21 protein-coding genes are annotated in these 23,007 nt (G+C 68.1%); 18 read left to right on the plus strand and 3 right to left on the minus strand.

The features are described from left to right. The first annotated feature begins 32 nt into the window (after window positions 1–32). The 13 genes from VGU00_RS04925 (at window position 33) to paoC (ending at window position 13,080) form a co-directional block, all read left to right on the plus strand. Entirely contained in the window at window positions 33–1,988 is a 1,956-nt protein-coding gene (locus tag VGU00_RS04925) for a TonB-dependent receptor plug domain-containing protein (protein ID WP_327466098.1), read from the plus strand. Then, entirely contained in the window at window positions 1,988–2,530 is a 543-nt protein-coding gene (locus VGU00_RS04930) for a hypothetical protein (protein WP_327466100.1), read from the plus strand. Before VGU00_RS04925 ends, VGU00_RS04930 begins: the two co-directional genes overlap by 1 nt. Further along, on the plus strand, window positions 2,530–2,937 hold the full coding sequence (locus VGU00_RS04935) for a DUF1636 domain-containing protein (protein ID WP_327466102.1): 408 nt from the start codon (window positions 2,530–2,532) through the stop codon (window positions 2,935–2,937). The genes VGU00_RS04930 and VGU00_RS04935 overlap by 1 nt, the downstream gene beginning before the upstream one ends. Further along, window positions 2,934–3,950, plus strand: a complete 1,017-nt coding sequence (gene cobT, locus VGU00_RS04940) for a nicotinate-nucleotide--dimethylbenzimidazole phosphoribosyltransferase (RefSeq protein WP_327466104.1) — start codon at window positions 2,934–2,936, stop codon at window positions 3,948–3,950. Before VGU00_RS04935 ends, cobT begins: the two co-directional genes overlap by 4 nt. Then, window positions 3,947–4,516 carry a histidine phosphatase family protein gene (locus VGU00_RS04945; protein WP_327466106.1) on the plus strand — a complete coding sequence of 190 codons (570 nt, stop codon included), beginning with the start codon at window positions 3,947–3,949 and terminating at the stop codon, window positions 4,514–4,516. Before cobT ends, VGU00_RS04945 begins: the two co-directional genes overlap by 4 nt. After that, on the plus strand, window positions 4,513–5,232 hold the full coding sequence (locus tag VGU00_RS04950) for an adenosylcobinamide-GDP ribazoletransferase (protein WP_327466108.1): 720 nt from the start codon (window positions 4,513–4,515) through the stop codon (window positions 5,230–5,232). The genes VGU00_RS04945 and VGU00_RS04950 overlap by 4 nt, the downstream gene beginning before the upstream one ends. Then, window positions 5,229–6,197, plus strand: coding sequence for a threonine-phosphate decarboxylase (locus tag VGU00_RS04955; protein ID WP_327466110.1), 969 nt, complete (start codon window positions 5,229–5,231; stop codon window positions 6,195–6,197). The genes VGU00_RS04950 and VGU00_RS04955 overlap by 4 nt, the downstream gene beginning before the upstream one ends. Next, window positions 6,190–7,128 carry an adenosylcobinamide-phosphate synthase CbiB gene (gene cbiB, locus VGU00_RS04960; protein WP_327466112.1) on the plus strand — a complete coding sequence of 313 codons (939 nt, stop codon included), beginning with the start codon at window positions 6,190–6,192 and terminating at the stop codon, window positions 7,126–7,128. The genes VGU00_RS04955 and cbiB overlap by 8 nt, the downstream gene beginning before the upstream one ends. Then, window positions 7,116–8,573 carry a cobyric acid synthase gene (locus VGU00_RS04965; protein ID WP_327466114.1) on the plus strand — a complete coding sequence of 486 codons (1,458 nt, stop codon included), beginning with the start codon at window positions 7,116–7,118 and terminating at the stop codon, window positions 8,571–8,573. The genes cbiB and VGU00_RS04965 overlap by 13 nt, the downstream gene beginning before the upstream one ends. Beyond that, entirely contained in the window at window positions 8,570–9,109 is a 540-nt protein-coding gene (cobU, locus tag VGU00_RS04970) for a bifunctional adenosylcobinamide kinase/adenosylcobinamide-phosphate guanylyltransferase (RefSeq protein WP_327466116.1), read from the plus strand. Before VGU00_RS04965 ends, cobU begins: the two co-directional genes overlap by 4 nt. A 168-nt stretch (window positions 9,110–9,277) precedes the next feature. Continuing rightward, window positions 9,278–9,922, plus strand: coding sequence for an aldehyde dehydrogenase iron-sulfur subunit PaoA (gene paoA, locus VGU00_RS04975; RefSeq protein ID WP_327466118.1), 645 nt, complete (start codon window positions 9,278–9,280; stop codon window positions 9,920–9,922). After that, window positions 9,919–10,869, plus strand: coding sequence for a xanthine dehydrogenase family protein subunit M (locus tag VGU00_RS04980; protein WP_327466120.1), 951 nt, complete (start codon window positions 9,919–9,921; stop codon window positions 10,867–10,869). Before paoA ends, VGU00_RS04980 begins: the two co-directional genes overlap by 4 nt. Before the next feature lie 3 nt (window positions 10,870–10,872). Further along, window positions 10,873–13,080, plus strand: coding sequence for an aldehyde oxidoreductase molybdenum-binding subunit PaoC (paoC, locus tag VGU00_RS04985; RefSeq protein ID WP_327466121.1), 2,208 nt, complete (start codon window positions 10,873–10,875; stop codon window positions 13,078–13,080). Window positions 13,081–13,093: 13 nt separating this feature from the next. On the opposite strand, the gene VGU00_RS04990 is transcribed toward paoC, so the two are convergent. After that, window positions 13,094–13,702, minus strand: a complete 609-nt coding sequence (locus VGU00_RS04990; protein WP_327466123.1) for a nucleotidyltransferase family protein — start codon at window positions 13,700–13,702, stop codon at window positions 13,094–13,096. Window positions 13,703–13,717: 15 nt separating this feature from the next. Between VGU00_RS04990 and VGU00_RS04995 the strand changes: the two genes are divergently transcribed. Further along, window positions 13,718–14,722 (plus strand): XdhC family protein, encoded by a 1,005-nt coding sequence (locus VGU00_RS04995; RefSeq protein ID WP_327466125.1) that lies wholly within the window; start codon window positions 13,718–13,720, stop codon window positions 14,720–14,722. On the opposite strand, the gene VGU00_RS05000 is transcribed toward VGU00_RS04995, so the two are convergent. After that, the gene (locus VGU00_RS05000; RefSeq protein ID WP_327466127.1) at window positions 14,719–16,530 is read right to left on the minus strand and encodes a DUF885 domain-containing protein; all 1,812 of its coding nucleotides are present in this window, start codon (window positions 16,528–16,530) and stop codon (window positions 14,719–14,721) included. The two genes, VGU00_RS04995 and VGU00_RS05000, sit on opposite strands and share 4 nt — an antisense overlap. 196 nt (window positions 16,531–16,726) lie before the next feature. On the opposite strand from VGU00_RS05000, the gene VGU00_RS05005 reads away from it, so the two are divergent. Beyond that, the gene (locus VGU00_RS05005; RefSeq protein WP_327466129.1) at window positions 16,727–17,632 is read left to right on the plus strand and encodes an alpha/beta hydrolase; all 906 of its coding nucleotides are present in this window, start codon (window positions 16,727–16,729) and stop codon (window positions 17,630–17,632) included. Window positions 17,633–17,657: 25 nt separating this feature from the next. Beyond that, window positions 17,658–18,656, plus strand: a complete 999-nt coding sequence (locus VGU00_RS05010) for a substrate-binding domain-containing protein (protein WP_327466131.1) — start codon at window positions 17,658–17,660, stop codon at window positions 18,654–18,656. 5 nt (window positions 18,657–18,661) lie between these two features. Here VGU00_RS05010 and VGU00_RS05015 read toward each other — a convergent pair whose 3' ends face one another. Further along, window positions 18,662–19,597 carry an alpha/beta hydrolase fold domain-containing protein gene (locus tag VGU00_RS05015; RefSeq protein ID WP_327466133.1) on the minus strand — a complete coding sequence of 312 codons (936 nt, stop codon included), beginning with the start codon at window positions 19,595–19,597 and terminating at the stop codon, window positions 18,662–18,664. A gap of 151 nt (window positions 19,598–19,748) precedes the next feature. On the opposite strand from VGU00_RS05015, the gene VGU00_RS05020 reads away from it, so the two are divergent. Next, a complete protein-coding gene (locus tag VGU00_RS05020) occupies window positions 19,749–22,049 on the plus strand; it encodes a TonB-dependent receptor (RefSeq protein ID WP_327466135.1) in 2,301 nt (766 codons plus the stop codon). A gap of 3 nt (window positions 22,050–22,052) precedes the next feature. Further along, window positions 22,053–23,006 carry an alpha/beta hydrolase fold domain-containing protein gene (locus tag VGU00_RS05025; RefSeq protein WP_327466137.1) on the plus strand — a complete coding sequence of 318 codons (954 nt, stop codon included), beginning with the start codon at window positions 22,053–22,055 and terminating at the stop codon, window positions 23,004–23,006. Window position 23,007 lies beyond the last annotated feature (1 nt).

Genomic DNA, 23,007 nt, shown 5'->3' on the forward strand with positions numbered 1-23,007 from the left:
GCATATGAGCGGCCTTGTCGATGGGGTACCCGATGTTCAAGACCATTTTCCGAAGTTCGATCTGCCTTGCCGCCGTCGCGGCATCCTCCGCCGCGTCAGCCGACGAGGCGGCCGCGCACGCCGTCGCCGCCGATGGCGACAGCATCATCGTCACCGCGACGCGCGCGCCGCTGACGCTCGACGAAATCCCGTCGTCGGTCGCCGTGCTCGACAAGGCGGCGATCGACCGCGCACAGGATATCGGCGTGACCGAATTGCTGCTCCGCACACCGGGGATCAGCATTTCGCGCAACGGCGGTTACGGCACCTCGACCTCGCTGCGCATTCGCGGCGCCGAATCCGAACATACGGTCGTCGTGATCGACGGCGTGAAGCTCAACGATCCATCGTCGACCGGCGGCGGCTTCAACTTCACCAACCTGCTCGCCGGCGACATTTCGCGGATCGAGGTACTGCGCGGCCCGCAATCGATCCTTTGGGGCAGTCAGGCGATCGGCGGCGTGGTCAATGTCGTGACCGCATCGCCCGAAAAATCGATCGAGGGCAGCTTCGACGTCGAAGCGGGATCGCGCGAGACGGTCAGCGCGCGCGCCGCGATCGGCGGCCGCACCGGCCCCCTCGCCTGGCGCATCGGCGGCCAGCGTTTCACGACCGACGGCATTTCATCGCACGCCAAGGCATTCGGCGGGGTCGAGCGCGACGGCTATCGCAACCACAGCGTCGCGGGCCGCGCCGAACTCGCGCTCGCCGACAATATCAGCGCCGAAGTGCGCGGCTATTATTCGAGCGGCCGCGTCGAATTCGACGGGTTCAACACCGACAGCAAGGATTATGGGCTGAACAAGGAGTTCGTCGGCTATGCGGGGCTCAATTTCGACCTCGTCGGCGGGCGCTTCCGCAACCGCGTCGCCTATGCCTATACCGACACCAATCGCGACAATTTCAACCCCGATCGCGCGCGACCGCGCAGTTTCGAAGCCGACGGCAAGAACAAGCGCTGGGAATATCAGGGCAGCTTCGACTTGACCGACCGCATCACCGCGATTTTCGGGGTCGAGAATGAGCGCTCGACCTTCCGCAGCCGCTCGCCTTCGGCGTCGCTGGCAACGCCGGTGCCGGCCTTTGCGCGCGGCAAGGCCGAGCTGACCAGCGTCTATGGCCAGCTCAGCGTCGAACCGCTCGACGGGCTGACGCTGAACGGCGGGGTGCGCTATGACGATCATGACCGTTATGGCGGACAGACCTTGTTCGCGGCGGGCGGCGCGTGGCGGCTTTCGACCGGCACCGTGCTGCGCGCTAGCTATGGCGAAGGCTTCAAGGCGCCGTCGCTGTACCAGCTGTTCAGCGAATATGGGAATGTCGGGCTCGACCCCGAGGAAGCACATGGATGGGAAGCCGGCATCGAACAGCATCTGTTCGATCGGAGGCTCGTGGTCGGCGCGAGCTGGTTCGACCGCACGACGAAGAACCAGATCGTCTATAACGGCTGTTCGTCGCCCTCGACCGATCCGATGTGCTTTGTCCCTGGCAGCAGCCCGCCGACCCCGCGCTTTGGCTATTATCTCAACGTTGCGCGCAGCGAAGCGCATGGCATCGAGGCGGCCGCGGCGCTGAGCCTCGGCGGACTGACGATCGGCGGTAACTATAGCTGGATCGTCGCCGAGGACCGGTCGCCCGGTAATAATTTCGGCAAATGGCTGCCGCGCCGGCCGCGCAACACCGCCAATGCGTCGGCGAGCTATGCCTTCGGCTTCGGGCTCGAACTCGGCGCCGCGCTGCGCTGGTCGGGCAAGAGCTATGACAATGCGAGCAACGCGACGCAGCTCGACGATTATACGCTCGTCGACCTGCGCGCCGAATTTGCGCTCTCCGACGCGGTCAAGCTGTTCGCGCGCGCCGAAAATGTCTTCGACGAGCAATATATGACCGCGTTCCGCTATGGCTCGATCGGGCGCAGCCTCTACGCCGGCATCCGGGGTCGCTTCTGATGGCGGCGCTGTCCGGGCGGAGCGCCTCGGCGCTGTGGGTGACGCTGCTCACCGCCGCGAGCAGCGTGACGACGCTCGCACTCGGCTGCGCGACGCCCTTCCCTTCGCTCGCGGCGCTCGCGGCGGTGCATATGCGCCGCCGCGACGGGCTGGCGCTGATGGTCATAGCGTGGGCGGCGAGCCAGCTCGTCGGTTTCGTCCTGCTCGGCTATCCGCGCGATGGCAGCACTTTGGCATGGGGCGCCGGGCTGGCGACGGCTGCGGTCGGATCGGCGCTGGCAAGCTATGCCGCGCTCGGCGCGCTCCGTTACCGTTCGGTCGCGGCGCGGCTCGGCCTCGCCTATGCTGCGGGCTTCACCGCGTTCAAGGCTATCATCCTCTGCTGGGCGCTGGTGCTCGGCGGATTGCATGCGGTGATGGCGCCCGATCTGCTTGCCGAGCAGTTCCTGCGCAATGCCGCGATCCTGATCGGGCTTTACGCGCTCTATCGCGCGCTCGTCGCGGTCGGCGTTCCCGCGCCGCCGCAGGCGGCGACCGCCTGATGCTAACGCGCGTCGACCCGGGCCCTGCAGTCGTGGTGTGCAACACCTGCCGCCACAGCCGCACGGCGCAGGTCGACGCCGACGGCGTGCGCGGCGGCGCGCGGCTGGCCGAGGAAATGAAGCAGCTCCAGCAGAGTGAACCGCGCTACGCCGGCATCGCGGTGCAGGAAATGGCGTGCCTCTTCGCATGCCAGGACCATTGCACCGTCCACCTGCGCGCGCCCGACAAGGTCGGCTATGTGCTCGGCCGTTTTCAGGGCGATGAGGAGTCCGCGCGCGCGATCCTCGACTATGCGGTGCATTACGCCGCGAGCGAGCATGGCCGCGTCGCCTGGTCGCTGTGGCCCGACGGGGTCAAAGGCCATTTCATCACCCGCACCCCGCCACCAGGATTTGTCGCCGAATGACCTGCTTTGCTTCCGTCCAGGCCTTCGAGGCCGCGCTCGCCGATCTTCGCAAACCCGATGCCGGCGCGGCCGCCGATGCGCGCGTGCGGCAGGGCGAGCTCACCAAGCCGGCGGGGTCGCTCGGCCGGCTCGAGGAGATCGCGGTCTTCTTCGCGGGCTGGCGGGGCAAGCCACGTCCGCGGATCGACCGCGCGCGCGCCGCGATCTTCGCGGGCAATCACGGTGTGACCGTCCACGGCGTCAGCGCCTTTCCGCCCGGCGTCACCGCGCAGATGGTCGCCAATTTCGCGGCCGGCGGCGCGGCGATCAACGCGCTGGCCGACGCAGCGGGGCTCGAACTCGCCGTCGTCGCGCTCGACCTCGACCGGCCGACCGCCGACTTCATGGTCGGGGCCGCGATGAGCGAGGCCGAGTGTCTCGACGCGCTGAACCGCGGCGCGGCGGTGGTCGACGCCGGCCTCGACCTGATCATCCTCGGCGAAATGGGCATCGGCAATTCGACCGCCGCCGCCGCGCTTTGCGCGCGCAGCTTCGCGGGGAGCGTGGCCGGTTGGGCGGGCCCCGGAACCGGGGTCGACGGGCATGGTGTCGCGCGCAAGGTCGCGGTGATCGAACGCGCACTCGCCTTCCACCGCGACGCGCCGCGATCGGCGTTCGAGACGCTCCGCCGCGTCGGCGGGCGCGAGATTGCGGCACTCGCGGGCGCGATCTTGCGCGCACGCCAATCGGGGGTGCCCGTGCTGCTCGACGGTTTCATCTGCACCTCGGCGATCGCGCCGCTCGCGGCCGAGAATCCGGCGATCGTCGACCATTGCATCGCCGGCCATTGCTCGGCCGAACCGGGGCACCGCCGCCTGCTCGCTCTGCTCGGGCTCGATCCGCTGCTGTCGCTCGACATGCGGCTGGGCGAGGGCAGCGGCGCGGCGGTCGCCGCCAATATCGTCCGCAGCGCGCTCGCCGCGCACGACCGGATGGCGACCTTTGCCGAGGCAGCGGTATCGGAATCGCTGTGACCGGCTTCGCGCTTCACCTGCTGCGTCACGGCGCGCCCGAAACGCCGGGCCTGCTGATGGGGCGCACCGACGGGGCGCCCACCGCCGAAGGCGTCGCCGCCTGCACAGCGCAGGCCTGGAATCTTGGTATCGAACGCCTGATCGCATCGGACCTTCACCGCTGCCGCGCCGCGGGCGACGCGATCGCCGCAGCGACCGGCCTGACGCTTTTTGTCGATCCGCGCTGGCGCGAACTCGATTTCGGTGACTGGGACGGCCAGCCGGCGAGCGCCGTCGATGCCGGGGCGCTGCACCGTTTCCACGACGACCCCGACGCAAACCCGCCCCCCGGGGGCGAGCGCTGGTCGGTGCTCGTGGCGCGCATTGCCGCCGCGATCGCCGACCTCGCGCCGGTACCGACGCTCGTCGTCACGCATGGCGGCGCGATGCGCGCGGCGCTCCATATCCTGTGCGGGTTCGACCAGCGCCAGCTCTGGGCGTTCGACCTGCCCTGTGCCGCGCGCCTGTCGCTCCGCATCTGGCCGGGCGAAGCCCCCGCCGCGCAGATCACCGGCCTTGCGCGATGAAAGGGCTGATCGTCGCGATCCAGTTCCTGACGCGGCTGCCGACCCCGCGTATTACGGTGTCGGGCGACGAGTTCGCAGCATCGATGCGCTGGTTCCCCGCGGTCGGGCTGATCATCGGCGCGATGGTCGCGGCGGGCGGCTGGGCCGGGGCGCGGATCGACCCGTGGACGGGCGCGCTGTGTGCGCTCCTCCTCTGGGTCGCCGTGACCGGCGCGCTGCACCTCGACGGGCTGGGCGACATCGCCGATGCGAGCGGCGCGGCGCATAAGGACCGCGACCGGCTGCTCGCGGTGCTCGGCGACCCCCATGCGGGCAGCTTCGCCGTGGTCGCCATCGCGCTGCAGTTGATCGCCAAGCTGGTGCTGCTGCACGCTGCGATCGATCACGGGATGTTCGTCGCGATCGCGCTGGTTCCCTTCGCGGCGCGGATCGGTCCGCTGCTCTGGTCGCGCGCGCTGCCCGACCTGCATGCGGGGCTGGGATCGCGCTTCCGGGGCGCGGTGCGCCCGGTCGATTTCCTGATCTGCGGCGCGCTGCTGATCGCAGCCGCATGGGCGTCGCCGTCGCTGCTGATCGCGCCGCTGGTCTTCCTGTTCTGGGGATGGTGGCTGATGCGGCGGATCGGGGGCATTTCGGGCGACGGGCATGGAGCGGGGATCGAGGTCAGCGAAAGCCTGCTGCTCGCCGCCGCGCTGCTGCTGGCGCACGCCGCATGACCGACGCATGGACCTGGCACGGCGGCGACATCGAGGCCGCACGGCAATATTTCGGAGACGGCGACTGGATCGACCTGTCGACGGGCATCAACCCGCACCCATGGCCCGTCGCCGCGGACATGGCTGTCGACTGGCAGCGGCTGCCCGATCCGCAGGCGCTCGCGCGGCTCGAAGCCGTCGCTGCGGCCTTTTTCGGGGTCGATCCACGCTTCGTCTGCGCGGTGCCGGGGACCGAGATCGGGCTGCGGCTCATCGGTACGCTCATCGACGGGCGCGCGCAGCATGTCGCCCCCGGATATCGCACGCATGGCGCGATGGTCGCCGGCAGCGATCCGGTCGACTGGCACGAAGCGCAGCGCGCGACGGGCACCCTGATCCTCGCCAACCCCAATAACCCCGACGGCCGCGCGGTTCCCGCCGACGCGATGCGCGACCTGCTGGCGCGCCGCGACGGCTGGCTGCTGGTCGACGAGGCCTTTGCCGACGCCGATCCGGCGCTCAGCATCGCGGCGTCGGTCGATGACAGGCGAAAGCTGATCGTCTTTCGTTCGTTCGGCAAATTCTTCGGGCTCGCGGGTGTTCGACTCGGCTTCGTCATCGGCCCGCAGGCCATTGCCGCGATGCTGCGCGAACGGATCGGCGCGTGGCCGCTGTCCGCAGCGGCAATCGCGATCGGCACCGCCGCCTATGCCGACGCCGACTGGATCGCAGACACGCGGCGGCGCCTGCCCGAAACCGCAGCGACGCTCGACGCCCTGCTCATGCGGCGGGGCTTTCGGCCCATCGGCGCCTGTCCGCTGTTCCGCCTGATCGAAACCGGCGACGCGCACGCGCTGTTCGATCGCCTCGCCCGGCGCGCCATCCTGACCCGCCCTTTCGGCGACGAGCCACGCTGGCTGCGCATCGGGCTGCCCGCCGATGCCGACACGCTCGCCCGGCTGGGCGCGGCGCTCGCCAATGGCTGATCCGGTCGCGCTCGCCGCGTTGGCGCTCGACGCCGCACTCGGCTGGCCGCAGGCGCTCTTCCGTCGCATCGGTCACCCCGTCGGGCTGTTCGCGCGCATCATCGATGCGTGCGAGGCGCGCTGGAACCGGAGCGCGAGCAGCTTTGCCGCGCGGCGCGCCTATGGCGCGCTGACTTTGCTCCTCCTGCTGCTCGTCGCGGGCGGCCTCGCTTGGGCGGCGCAGCAGGCCCTGCGCCACATCTTCGGCCACTGGAGCTGGATCGGGGCCGCGGTCCTCGCCTGGCCCGCGCTCGCGCAGCGCAGCCTGTTCGACCATGTCCGCGCGGTCGGCGACCGGATCGATGCCGGCGACCTGCCCGGCGCGCGCGCCGCCGTCGGCCTGATCGTCGGGCGCGATACCGCTGCGCTCGACGAAGCCGGGGTCGCGCGCGCCGCGATCGAAAGCCTCGCCGAAAGCTTCTGCGACGGCATCGCCGCGCCGCTGTTCTGGCTGCTCCTGCTCGGCCTGCCCGGCGTGTGGGCGTATAAGGCGATCAACACCGCCGACAGCCTGATCGGCCACCGCGAGGAACGCTGGCGCGCCTTCGGCTGGGCGGCGGCGCGGACCGACGATCTCGCCAACTGGATTCCCGCGCGGCTGGCTGGCGGGCTGATCTGCCTCGCAGGCGGCGGCGGATGGCGCGTCCTGCGGCGCGACGCGCGCAAACATGCCTCGCCCAACGCCGGCTGGACCGAAGCGGCGATGGCGGGCGCACTGGGGCTTCGGATCGCGGGGCCGGTCGCCTATGACGGGGTCATGCACGACAAGCCATGGATCGGTGACGGCAACAGCGACGCGGGCGGCGAAGAGATCGACCGCGCGCTCGCCGTCTATCTGCGCGCCTGCCTGCTGCTGTGGATCATTGCCGGAGGTGCGACATGGCTGCCCTGATGTTGCAGGGTACCGGGTCCGACGTCGGCAAGTCGGTACTCGTCGCCGCGCTCTGCCGCGCGCTCCTCCACCGCGGGCTTCGCGTCCGGCCGTTCAAACCGCAGAATATGTCGAACAATGCTGCCGTCACCGTCGACGGCGGCGAGATCGGGCGCGCGCAGGCGTTGCAGGCCATCGCATGCCGGGTCGAACCGCACAGCGACATGAACCCGGTGCTGCTCAAACCGCAGGCCGACCGCACCTCGCAACTCATCGTCCATGGCCGCGTGCGCGGGACGCTGGGCAGCGGCAATTTCCGCGAAGCGCGCGGCGCGCTGATGACCGAAGTGCTCGAAAGCTATGAACGCCTCCGCCGTCAGTGCAATATCGTCGTCGTCGAAGGCGCGGGGTCGCCCGCCGAGATCAACCTGCGCGCGGGCGATATCGCGAACATGGGCTTCGCCCGCGCCGCGAACGTGCCCGTGGTGCTGATCGGCGACATCGATCGCGGCGGGGTGATCGCCTCGCTCGTCGGCACGCGCGCGGTGATCGATACCGACGATGCCGCGATGATCCGCGGCTTCCTGATCAACAAGTTTCGCGGCGATCCGGCGCTGTTCGAGGATGGCTATCGCGAAATCGAAAAGCGCAGCGGCTGGCAGGGGCTCGGCGTCATCCCGTGGCTGAAGGCGGCGGCGCGCCTGCCGAGCGAGGATGCGGTGATCCTCGAACGCGCGGCCGATCCGCACGAGGGACGGCGGATGATCGCCTGCCCCATCCTGCCGCGCATTTCGAACTTCGACGACCTCGACCCGCTCAAGCTCGAACCGGGGGTCGAAGTCGTGATGATCCCGCCGGGGCGTCCGATCCCCGCCGAAGCGGCGATGATCGTGCTGCCCGGATCGAAAGCGACGATCGCCGACCTCGCCGCGCTGCGCGCCGAAGGCTGGGACATCGACATCCTGGCGCATCACCGGCGCGGCGGGCTGATTGTCGGGCTGTGCGGCGGTTACCAGATGCTCGGGCGCCGGATCGCCGATCCGCTGGGGATCGAGGGGGCGCCGGGCGAGGTCGAAGGGCTCGACCTGCTCGACGTCGAAACGATCCTGTCGCCGGCGAAGCGGCTGCACCATGTCGAGGGATATGCGCTGGGCGCGACGGTCGGAGGCTATGAGATGCATATGGGCGAAACGCGCGGGCCGGGCACCGAAACTCCCTTTGCCCTGCTCGGCGGCACCGCGCGCGACGGCGCCATCAACGCCGACGGCAATGTCATCGGATCCTATCTCCACGGCCTGTTCGCATCGCCCGACCTGCGCCGCGCGCTACTCGCGCGGATCGACGTCGTGGGAAGCGGCCGCGACTATGCCGCCGATGTCGATGCCGCGCTCGACGACATCGCCGCCGAATTCGCCCGCCACGCCGATATCGACGCGATGCTGCGGATCGCGGGAGGTGGTGCATGAGCGGATCGTCGCTGTTCGTGCTGGGCGGCGCGCGGTCGGGCAAGAGCCGCTATGCACAGGCGCGCGCCGAGGCGGCGGGCGGCGCGCCATTTTTCATCGCGACCGCCGAAGCGTTCGACGACGAGATGCGCGAGAGGATCGCGCGCCACCGCGCCGACCGCGATGTGCGCTGGACCACGGTCGAGGCGCCGCACGAATTGCCCGACGCTATCGCCGGCCACGAGGGCAAGGGCGCGGTCCTCCTCGTCGATTGCCTGACGCTCTGGGTATCGAACCTGCTGCTCGCCGACGCCGATACCGCGCGCGCCGGCCGGCGATTGTGCGATGCGATCGCGCGCTTCGACGGCACGCTGATCCTCGTCGCCAACGAGGTGGGCCTTGGCATCGTGCCCGACAATGCGCTGGCGCGGCGATTTCGCGACGCGGCGGGGCTGCTGAACCAGTCGGTCGCCGCCGCGGTGGACGAGGTCGTGCTGATCACCGCCGGGCTTCCGCTCATGCTCAAGGAAAACCGGCGCACGGCGCAAGACCGCTAGCGAAACCGCGTAGGGGGCGCTGTTCGACCGCCCGGCGATATGATAGCAAGGCCCCAAGAATCCGAAAATTCTTGGCCGACGCGGCAACAAAGCCGTGCGGCATCGACTGCCTGACTTTCCCGCGGGGTCTGCGCCCGCCGGCAACCAGTAAGAAATCGGAGGCATGACATGCAGACTCCCGGAGACTTCGACCTGTCGCGGCGCGGCGTGCTCGTCGGCGGCGCGGCATCGGTCGCCGCGGCGACGATCGTTCCGGCCGGCGGTGCCGACGCAGCGCCGGCTGCGACACCCGCGTCGCCGCCGACCGCAAAGGTCCGTTTCGACGTCAACGGCACCGCGCGCGAGCTCGAACTCGATACGCGCACGTCGCTGCTCGACGCGCTGCGCGAGCATTTGCAGCTGACGGGCACCAAAAAGGGATGCGACCACGGCCAGTGCGGTGCGTGCACCGTCATCGTCGACGGACGCCGGATCAACAGCTGCCTGACGCTGGCGGTGATGCACGAGGGCGACCGGATCACCACGATCGAGGGGCTCGGCCTGCCCGACAAGCTGCATCCGATGCAGGCGGCCTTCATCGAGCATGACGGCTATCAGTGCGGCTATTGCACGCCGGGCCAGATCTGTTCGGCGGTCGCCGTCCTCGACGAAATCAGGGCCGGCGTGCCGAGCCATGTGACCGCCGATCTGGGCGCGGCGCCACAGATCAGCGCGCCCGAGCTGCGCGAACGGATGAGCGGCAATATCTGCCGCTGCGGCGCCTATTCGAACATCATCGACGCGATCACCGATGTGGCGGGAGCGAAGGCATGAGAAGCTTCACCTACGAACGCGTCGAAACGCCTGCGGCCGCGACGGCGGCCTTCGCCCGCACCCCCGGCGCGCGATTCATCGCCGGCGGCACCAATTTGCTCGACCTGATGAAGCTCGAGATCGAGACGCCCGCGCACCTGATCGACGTCAGCCGGCTGGCGCTCGACAAGATCGAGGCGACGGCCGAAGGCGGGCTGCGCATCGGCGCGATGGTGCGCAACACCGACCTCGCCAGCGATGCGCGGGTGCGGAAGGATTATGGCCTGCTGTCGCGCGCGCTCGTCGCGGGCGCCTCGGGCCAGCTTCGCAACAAGGCGACAACCGCGGGCAACCTGCTCCAGCGCACGCGCTGTCCCTATTTTTACGACACCAACCAGCCGTGCAACAAGCGCAAGGCGGGGAGCGGCTGCGCCGCGATCGGCGGCTTCAATCGCCTGCACGCCGTCGTCGGCGCGAGCGAAGCCTGTATCGCCACCCACCCCAGCGACATGGCGGTAGCGATGCGCGCGCTCGACGCCGCGGTCGAGACGGTCGATGCCGCCGGCAAGGCGCGCAGCATCCGCCTCGCCGATTTCTATCGCGCGCCGGGCACGACGCCGCACCTCGAAACCGTGCTCGCGCCGGGCGAACTGATCACCGCGGTCACGCTGCCGAAACCTGTCGGCGGCACGCATATCTATCACAAGGTCCGCGACCGGGCCTCCTATGCCTTTGCGCTGATCTCTGTCGGTGCGATCGTCCAGCCCGACGGGACGGGCCGCATCGCGCTGGGCGGGGTCGGCTACAAACCCTGGCGCGTCGAGGCGGCCGAAGCCGACCTGCCGCGCGGCGCCAAGGCGGTCGCCGCCGGCCTGCTGGCAGGCGCGAAGACGACCCACGAAAATGCCTATAAGCTGCCCCTTGTCGAGCGCACGCTCGCCGGGGTGCTCGCGCAAGCGAAAGGTTGAGCCATGAAGTTCGACACGCCCGCCACGACCAATCCGATCGACCAGATGAAGGTCGTCGGCAAGCCCACCAACCGCATCGACGGTCCGCTCAAGACCACCGGCACCGCGCCATACGCCTATGAACGCCACGACGTCGCCGCCAACCAGGCCTATGGTTACGTCGTCGGCGCCGCGATCGCCAAGGGCCGCATCGCATCGATGACCCTCGACGCCGCGAAAGCTGCGCCGGGCGTGATCGCGATCGTGACGGCGGACAATGCCGGCACGCTGGGCAAGGGCGATTTCAACACCGCAAGGCTGCTCGGCGGGCCCGGAATCGAACATTATCATCAGGCGATCGCGCTCATCGTTGCCGAAACGTTCGAACAGGCGCGCGCCGCCGCAGCGCTCGTGCGCGTCGAATATGCGCGCGAAAAGGGGGCGTTCGACCTTGCCGCTGCGGTCGACACCGCGATCAAGCCGAAGGCGTCCTTCGGGACCGAGCCCGACAGCGCCGTCGGGAATTTCGCCGCCGCCTTCGCCGCCGCGCCGGTGCAGGTCGACGCGCGCTACACCACCCCCGACCATAGCCATGCGATGATGGAACCGCATGCGACGATCGCGGCGTGGGAGGGCGACAAGCTGACCGTGTGGACGTCGAACCAGATGATCGCCTGGTCGGTCGGCGACATGGCCAAGACGCTGGGCATTCCCAAGGAAAATATCCGCTTCGATTCGCCCTATATCGGCGGCGGCTTCGGCGGAAAATTGTTCAACCGCGCCGATGTCCTGCTCGCCGCGCTCGGCGCGAGAATCGCGAAGCGGCCGGTCAAGGTGGCGCTGTCGCGGCCGCTGATGATCAACAATACGACGCACCGCCCGGCGACGATCCAGCGCGTCCGGCTCGGCGCGACGGCGGACGGCAAGCTGACCGCGATCGGGCATGAAAGCTGGTCGGGCGACCTTCCCGGCGGCGGCCCCGAAACGGCGGTCGCGCAGACGCGCCTGCTCTATGCCGGCGAAAACCGGATGACCGCGATGCGGCTTGCCGTGCTCGACCTGCCCGAAGGCAATGCGATGCGCGCGCCGGGCGAAGCCCCGGGCCTGATGGCGCTCGAAATCGCGGTCGACGAACTGGCCGAAAAGCTGGGCATGGACCCGGTTGCGGTGCGCGTGCTGAACGATACGCAGGTCGACCCCGAAAAGCCGAGCCGCCCCTTTTCGCAGCGCCAGCTCAACAAATGCCTCGAGACCGGCGCCGAGAAATTCGGCTGGGCGAAACGCAGTGCGAAGCCGGGCACGACCCGCGACGGGCGCTGGCTGGTCGGCATGGGCGTCGCCGCCGCCTTTCGCAACAACCTCAACGGGCCATCGGCGGCGCGCGTCCGCCTTGCCCGGTCGGGCGTCGTGACGGTCGAGACCGACATGACCGACATCGGCACCGGCACCTATACGATCGTCGCGCAGACCGCCGCCGAAATGATGGGCGTGCCGCTCGACAAGGTCGTGGTGAAATTGGGCGATTCGGCCTTTCCGGTGTCGGCGGGCTCGGGCGGCCAATGGGGCGCCAACAGCTCGACCGCAGGGGTCTATGCCGCGTGCGTGAAGCTGCGCGAAGCGGTCGCGCAGAAACTGGGCATGAATGCCGCCGACGCGGTCTTTGCCGACGGCCAAGTCAAGGCCGGGCGGCGGCGCGCCGCGCTGGGCGATGCGGCGGCGGACGGCGAACTCGTCGCCGAGGACAATATGGAATATGGCGACCTCGCCGACAAATATCAGCAATCGACCTTCGGCGCGCATTTCGCCGAAGTCGGCGTCGACGCGGCGACGGGCGAGATCCGTATCCGGCGCATGCTCGCGGTGTGCGCGGCGGGGCGTATCCTCAACCCGAAAGCGGCGCGCAGCCAGGTGATCGGCGCGATGACGATGGGCGCGGGGGCGGCGCTGATGGAGGAGCTGGCGGTCGACAAACGCTTCGGCTTTTTCGTCAACCACGACCTCGCCGGTTACGAAGTCCCCGTCCACGCCGACATCCCGCACCAGGAGGTGATCTTCCTCGACGAGGCCGATCCGACCACGTCGCCGATGAAAGCGAAGGGCGTCGGCGAACTCGGCATTTGCGGCGTCGCGGCGGCGGTCGCCAACGCGGTCTATAATGCGACCGGCGTCCGCGTGCGCAATTATCCGATCACGCTCGACAAGCTGCTCGACAAGCTGCCGGACATGGCATGAGCGCGGCCGGCGTTCACCGCCCCGCCATATCCCCGGGCCGGTCGATATCGGCAAGCTCGGCGGGCGACGCACCGACCAGCGCGGCCTTCGCGAGCAGCGCCTTGCCGCCGCGGTCGCCGGTGCCCGCCTGCAACCGGTCGAACAGCGACCGCGCGAACAGCGCCGGCGGCATGGCGGTGTGCCCGTCGCTCGACGCGACGACGGGCGCGTCTGCGGGATCGAAACGCGCCCGCAACGCCTGCAGGTGGGCGGTGGTGACGAAGGGCATGTCGGCCAGCATGACGAGCGCCGCCGCGGCAGGCCCACGCGCCGCTTCGGCAATGCCGAGCGCGAGCGAGCGCGACAATCCGGCGGCTTCGTCGGTATTGACGGCGATCTCGAAACCAAGCGGCGCGAGATGGCGCGCGAGCAGGCCATCGGCAGACGGACAGACAGCGATCCGGCGTCCCGGTGCCAGATCGGCGATCCGCGCGGCCGCGTGGACGACCATCGGCATCCCCGCCAGCGGTGCGAGCAGCTTGTCCGCGTCGCCGAAACGGCGCGAACCGCCCGCCGCCAGCAGTATCGCGCAAACATCCCGCGCCTCGATCATCGTCCCTGCTTCCCCGGTTTCCGCCGCCATGAGCCGCCTGTTACCATGATCGCGGCGACGCCCATCGATATTTTGGGCTTTGCGCTGGCGCGCGTCGACGAAGGCATCGGCGCTGTCATCGTCACGCTGACCGGGATCGAGGGATCGTCGCCGCGCGCGATCGGCGCCCAGATGGCAGTCGCCGCCGACGGACGCCATCTCGGTTCCTTTTCGGGCGGCTGCATCGAGGCCGCGGTGATCGCCGAAGCGGTCGCGGCGCTTGCCGACGGCCATCCCCGGCTCGTCCGCTTCGGCGCCGGATCGCCCTATCTCGACATCCGCCTGCCGTGCGGCGGCGGCATCGACCTGCTCTTCAATCCCGTCGCCGGGCGCGGCGCGATCGCGGCGCTTCTGGCGCACCATGCGCGGCGGCAAGCGGCCGGCCTGCGCTTCTCGCTCGCCGGAATCGAAGCCGTCGCCGGCAATGCGCCACACGCGACCGGGTGGCAGGGCGACGATTTCCATGTCGCCTATGCACCCGCGCTGCATATCGTCGCGCTGGGGCAGGGCGAGGAATTGACCGCCTTCGCGCGGCTCGCGGCCGCCTATGGCGCGGGCATCACCGCGATGACGCCCCATGCGGCGAGCCTCGCGGCGCTCGCGGCCGATGGGTTCGATACCGCCCTCCTTCACACGCGCACCCGATTGCCGCCGCTCGCCAGCGACCGATGGACCGCAATCCTGTTCCTCTTCCATGACCGCGACTGGGAGGAATATCTCCTGCCCCACGCGCTCGGCGCGCCCGGCTTCTATGTCGGCGCGATCGGAAGCCGGCGGACGCAGCAGCGACGACTCGCCGCGCTGGAGCATGCGGGCGTTCCGGCTGCGCATCGCGAACGGCTCCGCACGACGGTCGGGCTGATTCCGGCGACGCGCGATCCGGCGACGCTCGCGCTGTCCGCGCTTGCGCAGATCGCCGAAGAATATCGGCTCGTCGAGCAAGGCATGTGGCCGGGCCTCGACGGACTTTTCGCAAGCGCTGACCAGGCCATCCGCCCCGCGGGGCTTTAGCCGGCCTTTTTCGCCGCAATATAGCGATCGACCTGTTCGACCAGTACATCGAGCGGCAGCGCGCCTTCGCTCAGCACCGCCTCATGGAATTCGCGGATGTCGAACTTCGGCCCCAGCTCGCGCTCTGCCTTGGCGCGCAGCTCGGCGATCTTGAGCTGCCCGACCATGTAGCTCGTCGCCTGCCCCGGCCAGTTGAAATAGCGGTCGACCTCGCGCGCGATATCGGTGTCGGAGACCGAGCTGTTCGCCTTGAAATAGGCAATCGCCTGCTCGCGCGTCCAGCGCTTCGAATGGATGCCGGTGTCGAGCACCAGCCGGATCGCGCGCCACACCTGCAACGACAGCATGCCGAACCGGTCATAGGGGGTCTTGTAGACCCCCATCTCGTTCGCCAGCCGCTCCGAATAGAGCCCCCAGCCCTCCATATAGGCGCCATAGCCGCCGAATTTGCGGAATTTCGGGATGCCGGTGAGTTCCTGCTGGCGGGCGATCTGGAAATGATGGCCCGGCGCGCCTTCGTGCGCCGCGATCCCGGCGACCTGCACCTTCTGCGTCTGGTTCATGTCGACCAGATTGACATAATAGATGCCGGGCCGCGTCCCGTCGGCCGAGGGCGGGTTATAGAAGGCGGTCGACGCCGTCGCCTCGCGCCATTTTTCGACCGCGCGCACTTCGAGTGCCGCCTTGGGCAAAACGCTGAAATAGCGCGGTGCCGCCGCCATCGCGGCGGCGATCACCGCGCGCGCATCCTTCAGATACTCCTCGCGCCCCGCTTCGCTATTGGGATATTTGAGCGTGGGGTCAGTGCGGATATGGTCGAAAAACTGCTCGAGTGTCCCGTCGAAACCGACCTCGCGCTTGATCGCTTCCATCTCCTGCCGGATCGCCGCCACCTGTTCCAGGCCGAGATCGTGGATCTGGTCGGCGGTCAGGTCGGTGGTCGTCGACGCTTTCAACCGGTCGGCATAATAGGCTGCGCCATCGGGCAGGTTCCAGACGCCGAAATTGCCCTTTGATTTGGGCTCGATCTCGTCGATCGCGGCGATCAGCACATCATAGCCGCCCCGGAACGGCCCCGTCAGCGCCGCGCGCGCGTCGGCGAGCAGCTTGTCCTTCGTCGCGGCGAGCGCGTCGAGCGCGCCGACTTTCTTGCGAAAATCGGCCATCAGCGTCGAATCGGCGCCATCGTCGAACGGCGCGCCGACGAGCACTTTCCTTGCATCGGCGCGCGCCGGGGCGAAATTGACCTTGTTCGGAACGACCCCCGCCGCCGCCTGATCACGCATCGTCGCCGCAACCTCGCGCATCACGCGGTCGGTGTCGCGCAGGCGCGCGATATAGGCCTCGGCGTCGGCGACGGTGTCGATCTTGTGGTTGTTGATCAGCAGCACCGGGATCGCGCCCGCGGGGCTGCCGTTGGTGGTCACGGGAAAGCGGAGCTTGCGAAAGGCGAAGGCCTCGCGGCGACGCGCGGCATCATATTCGAACAGGCGATAGCTGACGCGCGCGCTTTCGCTCAGCTGTTCGGGCTTGAAGCGCGCGCGCATCTCCTTGAGCTGGCGTTCGACAAGCGCCTGCTCGCGCACCTCGGCGGCGTCGGTATAATCGTCGAGCCGGTCATAGCTCGTCTTGAAGCCGAGCTGCGTCAGCGCCTCGGGCTGCAGGCTGACCCGTGCATCGAAGGCCTGATCGAGAAACGCGAGCAAGGCCGCGTCCTGCACATTGGCGGGCGCTGCCTGCGCGATCGCGGGGACCGGAACGGTGAGCGGCATGACCGAAGTCAGCAACAGGGCAAGGGCAAGACGCATGACATTCTCCTGATCGAATGGCCGCTTGTTGCGCACCGCTGCGGCCGGCGCAATCGCCCGGCCGCTTTTTATTACTGCCTCGTGGAACATAATGTCGAAGCGTCGCCTGCTTCTCCTCGTGGAACCGGTCCGCGAGAAAATCCTTGAAGTCGCGCAAATCCTCGTTGATATCGATGTCATCAATAGGAGAGGATCGATGCTCGACCCCGATATCGCCGCGCATATGGGTCCGCCGGCCGAAATGCCGCCGCTGACGCCCGAACTGGTCCCGCTGCTGCGCACCAATATGGCGATGATGGCGGCCGCCATGCCGGGCGCCGACATCGATCATGTCGAGGATTTCGACGCCGACGGCGTTCCGGTCCGCCTGTATCGCCCGGCATCGGACGCGCCGTTGCCGTTGCTCGTCTTTCTTCACGGCGGCGGCTGGATGTTCGGCGACCTCGAAACGCATGACGCGATGACGCGCCACCTTGCCGCGGCGAGCGGCTGCGCGGTGCTGGGGGTCGGATATCGCCTCGCGCCCGAGCATAAATTTCCGGCGGGGCTCGACGACACGATGACCGCGCTCGACTGGGCGCGCCGTTCGGCCGCCGCGCTCGGCTGCGACGCCGCGCGCATCGCGCTCGGCGGCGAGAGCGCGGGCGGCAACCTGACCGCCGCGGCGACGCTCCGGCTGCGCGACGAAGGCAAGCCGCAGCCCTTGTTCCAGCTGCTGATCCATCCCGCCACCGACATGAGCTTCTCCTTGCCGTCGTTCGCCGAGGTCGGTGCGCCCGGCCTGTCGAAAACCTATCTCGACGCGTGCCGCGAATTTTACCTTGGCGACGTACCCGCTTCCGATCCGCTCGCCTCGCCGCTCCGTGCCGGACGGCACGACGGGCTGGCGCGCGCGATTATCCTCACCGCATCGGAAGATCCGCTGCGCGACGATGGGGAATATTATGCCGCGGCACTCGTTCGCGCAGGTGTCGAGACGCTGGCGTGCCGCCTGCCCGGCCTGCCGCACGGCTTCCAGTTCCTGCCGATCACCATTCCAGCCGTCGCCGCCGCCAATGACTTGATAGGCGGGCTGGTTCGCCGCTACTTCGCGAACGCATAGCGATCGACTTTCGGGGGCACAAAGGATGAGCAGAACAGGCAAGGGCGAACGGCCGACCATGGAGATGGTCGCGACGCTGGCCGGCGTCTCGACGATCACCGTGTCGCGCGCGCTGCGCGGTAGCGAGCTCGTTCGCCCCGAAGTGCGCGAACGGATCGGCCAGATCGCCAACCAGGTCGGCTATCGCATGAATGTCGCGGCGCGCAGCCTGCGCACGCGCGAATCGCGCACCATCGCGGTGGTCATCGATCAGTTCGCGCATGAAAATCAGTCGCATGCCGACCCGTTGCTGCTCGTGCTGATCGGCGGCCTGCTCGAAACGCTGACCCCCGCCAATTATTCGACGCTGCTGACGACGCACGAACATTTCCTCGCGTCGAGCGCGGTCGGTGCCGACGGTGCGATCATCGTCGGCCAGGGCGAAAATGCGCATCGGCTGCGGCAGGTCGCGGCGTTGAACCTGCCGATCGTCGCGTGGGGCGAACCCGTGCCCGGCGTGAATGTGAAAGTCATCGGCAGCGACAACCAGATGGGCGGAAAAATCGCCGCCGAGCATCTCATCGCACGCGGCCGGTCGCGCCTGCTGTTCCTCGGCGACACCAAACATCCCGAAGTCGCGGCGCGGCTCGCGGGTTTCCGCGAGGCGCTGGCGTCGAGCGAGGCGATGCTCGTGGGGGCGCTTCCCTGCCCCTTCACCCCCGCGGGCGCGGCCGATGCCGTGCGTGCGGCGCTCGACGAGGGCAAGCAGTTCGACGGGATCTTCGCGGCGAGCGACTTCATCGCGGCGGGGGCGTGCGATGCGCTGATCGAACGCGACATCGCGGTTCCCGGCGCGGTGTCGATCGTCGGATTCGACGATGCGCCCGTCGCGAGCGTGCACCGCCCGTCGATCACGACGATCCGGCAGGACGGTGCGATGGCGGGGCATGCGCTGGGCGCGGCGATCGTCGACATGGTCGAAGGCCGCCCGGGCGAAGCCGCCGCCGCGCTTCCCGTCGAACTGGTCGTGCGCGAAACGAGCTGAGGCGCTCAGCCGAGATATTTGCCGAAGAAGCGGGCGACGACGTCGAAGGTTTCCTGCGATTCGGGCAGGTCGACCTCCATATGATGCGCGTGCCAGAGCCCGTCGAACAAGACGAAGTGCGCATCGACGCCCGCCGCCAGAAGCCGGCGATGCATCACCGATACCGCGCTGGCGGCGAAATCGCGCGTCGCGGTGACGAGCAGGCTCGGCGGAAAATGGGCAAGGCAATCGGCATGCTGGCCGGGGAGGACGAGCGGGTCGTTGGCGTCGGCTCCCGAAAAATAGGGGAAATCCTCCATCTTAGGCAGGCTGCCTTCCTGCGCGACGAGCTTGGGATCGAGCAGCTGCGCGGCGACCGCCGAATCGCCGTCGAACGGCAGGCCGGCGCCGTGGAACATCGCGATCGCGCCGGGGGCCGGCTTGGCGTCGTGCACGATCCGCACGACCGCTTGCGCGGTGAGCATCGCGCCCGCCGAGCAACCGAAAATGCCGATCTTGGCGGGGTCCAGCGTGGTTCGAAGCGCGTCGTAAACCGCCACGATATCGTCGACCGCAGCGGGGTAGATATGTTCGGGGGCCATCCGGTAATCGACCGCAAGCACGCGCATGCCCGCGGTCGCCGCGACCGGTACCGCCTCGAGCAGCGCGCCCGCGCCGTCGCCCCACATGAACCCGCCGCCATGAAGGCATAGCAAGGTCGCCGGCGAGGTTGCGCCGCCCGCCGGCGTCACATCGTGCACGGCGACCCCCGCGAGCTCGCGCTCGACGATCGTCACCGGATAGCGATCGAGCGCCTTCGCCAGCAGCCGCCGATTATAGGCGTCATAGAAAGCGCGCAGCTCGGCAAGGTCGGTGGGCGGCACCGGCGCCTTTGCATATTCGCCAAAAAGCGCCCTCGCCTCTTCGCTGACCCATTCCCCAAAACGCCCCGCGTCAGCCATTTCCCAATTTCCTGTTATCGATAGCAGATATTTTGCAAAGTCGTAGCATAGCCGCCTTTTCTTGATAGGCAAGCGCTATTGACATCGATAACATTTTGCGTCAAATCCCCGTTCGACCGGACGAATCCGGCTGTCCTTTGGGAGGGAAGTGATGATTTCGATGCGTTCCGTCTTTCTGCTGGCCCTTGCGAGCAGCGCGAGCTTGCTGCCGGCAGCCGCCTTTGCACAAACCGCGGCGGCGCCGTCCGAAGAAACCGGGGTCGAAAGCGACAGCGGCTTTGGCGACATCATCGTCACCGCGCGCCGCCGCGAAGAAAATCTGCAGAGCGTCCCGATCTCGGTCACCGCCTTCACCGACGAAGCGCTGGAGCAAAGGGGCGTCACCGACCGCACCTCGCTCGCCGACAACACACCCTCACTGTTCACGATCAGCGGCGGTTATCCGCGCGAGTTCGCCTATTTCGCGCTGCGCGGGCAAGGGCCGGCCTTCGGCTCGACCCCGGGCGTCGTCAATTATTTCGCCGAAGTGCCGAACAGCGTGAATATCGACGGCCGCGTCGGCACCTATTTCGACATGGCCAATATCCAGGTGCTCGCAGGGCCGCAGGGCACGCTCTTCGGCAAGAATGCGACCGGCGGCAACATCCTGTTCGAACCGGTCAAGCCGAAGGACGAATTCGAAGGCTATGTCCGCGTCCAGCTCGGCAATTATGACGACCGCCGGATCGAGGGCGCGCTCAACACGCCGATCGTTCCCGGCCGCGTGATGCTCCGCATCGCGGGCGAAGTCGGGCGGCGCGACGGCTATACGAAGGATGTAGGCCCGAATTTCGCGGGCAAGGATTATGACAATCTGTCCTACGAAAGCTTCCGCTTCGGCCTGACGCTCCGCCCGACCGACGACATCGAACTTTATACGATGCTGCGCTATTATCATTCGGACAATAATGGCGGCGGCACCGTGCTGTCGGCGTTCAACCCCGCCGCGGGCGCCGACCTTGGCCCGCCCTTCGGCTTCATCCCGGTGCTCGCCTTCTATCCCGGCGCCGCGACCGCCGTCGCCGAACAGGCAGCGCGCGGGCCGCGCCGCGTCGCCTATGACCTCGACCAGTTTTCCGAGACGAAATATTGGCAGGCGATCAACCAGGCCTCGGTCCAGCTGACCGACAATATCAAGCTGCGCAACATCATCAGCTATTCCGAGCTGCGCACCATCTACGGCTATGATTATGATGCGACGATCTATCCGCTCGCGGGTCAGCGCGGACGCATTCCGACGATCGCGCCCAATTTCTTCACCGAGGAACTGCAGCTTCAGGGCACCTTGTTCGACGATGCGGTCGATTTCTCGGTCGGCGGCTATCTCGATCGCCAGAGCTGGTCCGACCCCGCGGGGATCGAGCAATATACTTTCTTCCCGATCGGCACGCTGATCCCGCCGATCTCGGGCTTTTTTACGCAGACGAACAAGAGCGAGGCGCTGTTCGGGCAGGCGACGGTCGACCTCGGCAAACTCGCTCCTGCGCTCACCGGACTCAGCGTCACCGGCGGGCTACGCTACACCTGGGAGCATAGCTTCACCGCGCAGACCATCGGCGGCCCGCCCGAAGTGTCGGGTTCGGTCGACAGCGATTATCCCAGCTATACCGCGACGCTCGACTATGATGTGACGCCGGGCGTCCATGTCTATGTCACCGCGCGCGACGCCTATAAATCGGGCGGCGTGAACGGGCCGGTCCCCGTCGGATCGCAATATCGCACCTATGCGCCCGAGCGCCTGTCGGACATCGAGGTCGGGCTGAAGTCGCAATTCTCGATCGGCAATGTCGACGTCCGCGCGAATGTCGCAGCCTATCGCGGCATCTACGACGATATCCAGCGCACGACGGTCGAACCCGTCGACACCCCGAGCGGCCCCGTCCTGCTCAACGTCACGCGGAGCGCCGCAAAGGGCAAGATCGAGGGCGTCGAGCTGAACCTCGCGGTCGTGCCGGTGCGCGGGCTGACGCTGAACGGCAGCTATTCCTATATCGACGCGCGCTATACCAAGGTCGCCGACCCGAGCGCGGGCGCGATCCTGAACGGCGCGCCCTTCCCCTACACGCCGAAGCATAAATTCTCGATCGGCGGCTCGTACGAGACGGCATTGGGCGACGCGGGCGACCTCGCGCTGGCGGTCAATTATGTGCGCCAGACCCGGGTTTCGACCGCGCAGACGAACAGCAGCTTCTACAATTTCCTGCCCGCCTACGGCCTGCTCAACGCCAGCATCGGGCTGAAAGACATCGGCGGCCAGCCGATGGATATCAGCCTGTTCGCGAACAATATCACCAATGAGGCGAAGCCTGTCGGCGTGCTCGACCAATATGCCGGAAGCTCGGGGACCGTCAGCCTGACCTATACCGAACCGCGGATGTACGGCGTCCGGATCGGCTACCGGTTCGGGGGATAAGAGATGAGCGACGGCCCGGCGCAGCCGCCCTTTGCCCTGACCGTCAGCGCCGAAGCGCGCGCGGTCATGGAACCGATGCTGAAGGGCGGCAGCGCGCCGGAGGTCACCGCGACGCTGCTGCGGAACCCGATCACCCGCGCGGCGGTTCGCGCGGCGGCGGCCAATCACCTGAAGCCGCTGAACAAGGGCCGTGCGAAGCGCTTTGGGGTCGAAGTCGAAAAGGGCAAGGTCGCCGGAGTGCCAGTGAAGCATGTGCGCCGGCGCGACAGCGACGCGAGCGACCAACGCTTGCTGATCAATTTCCACGGCGGCGGCTTCATGCTCGATGCGGGGTCGCTGACCGAGACGATCCCGATCGCCGGGCTGACCGGCATCCCGGTCACCACCGTGCTGTATCGCATGGCACCCGAACATCCCTATCCCGCGGCGGTCGACGACGCGCTTGCGGTCTATGCCGACGCCCTCGCGCATCGGCCGGCGACCGCGATCGGCATCTATGGCACGTCGGCGGGCGCCTGCCTGACGCTGCAACTGCTCGCGCGGATCAAGGCCGAGGGGCTGACGATGCCGGCGGCGGCGGGCTTTTTCTCGGGCGCTGGCGACTTCACCATCGTCGGCGATTGCGAGGCCTATCTGCCGCCGATCATGGGGGCGCGCACCGCCGCCGAGACGATGGACGAATATTGCGGCGCTGCCGACCGCACCGATCCCCTCTTCTCGCCCGCCTTTGGCGACCTGTCGGGGTTGCCGCCGATGCTGCTCATGACCAGCACGCGCGATCAGCTGCTCAGCCACACCGTGCTCGCCGACCTCGCGCTGCGCAAGGCGGGGGTCGACGTCGACCTGCGCGTCTATGAAGGCATGGCGCACGCCTTCTGGGCGTGGATCGAATGCCCCGAAACCGACGTCGCGCTCGCGGCGCAGGCCGATTTCTTCAGCCGCCACCTCGCCGGCTGAT

It is taken from the genome of Sphingopyxis sp. (assembly GCF_035944815.1).
GTDB lineage: Bacteria > Pseudomonadota > Alphaproteobacteria > Sphingomonadales > Sphingomonadaceae > Sphingopyxis.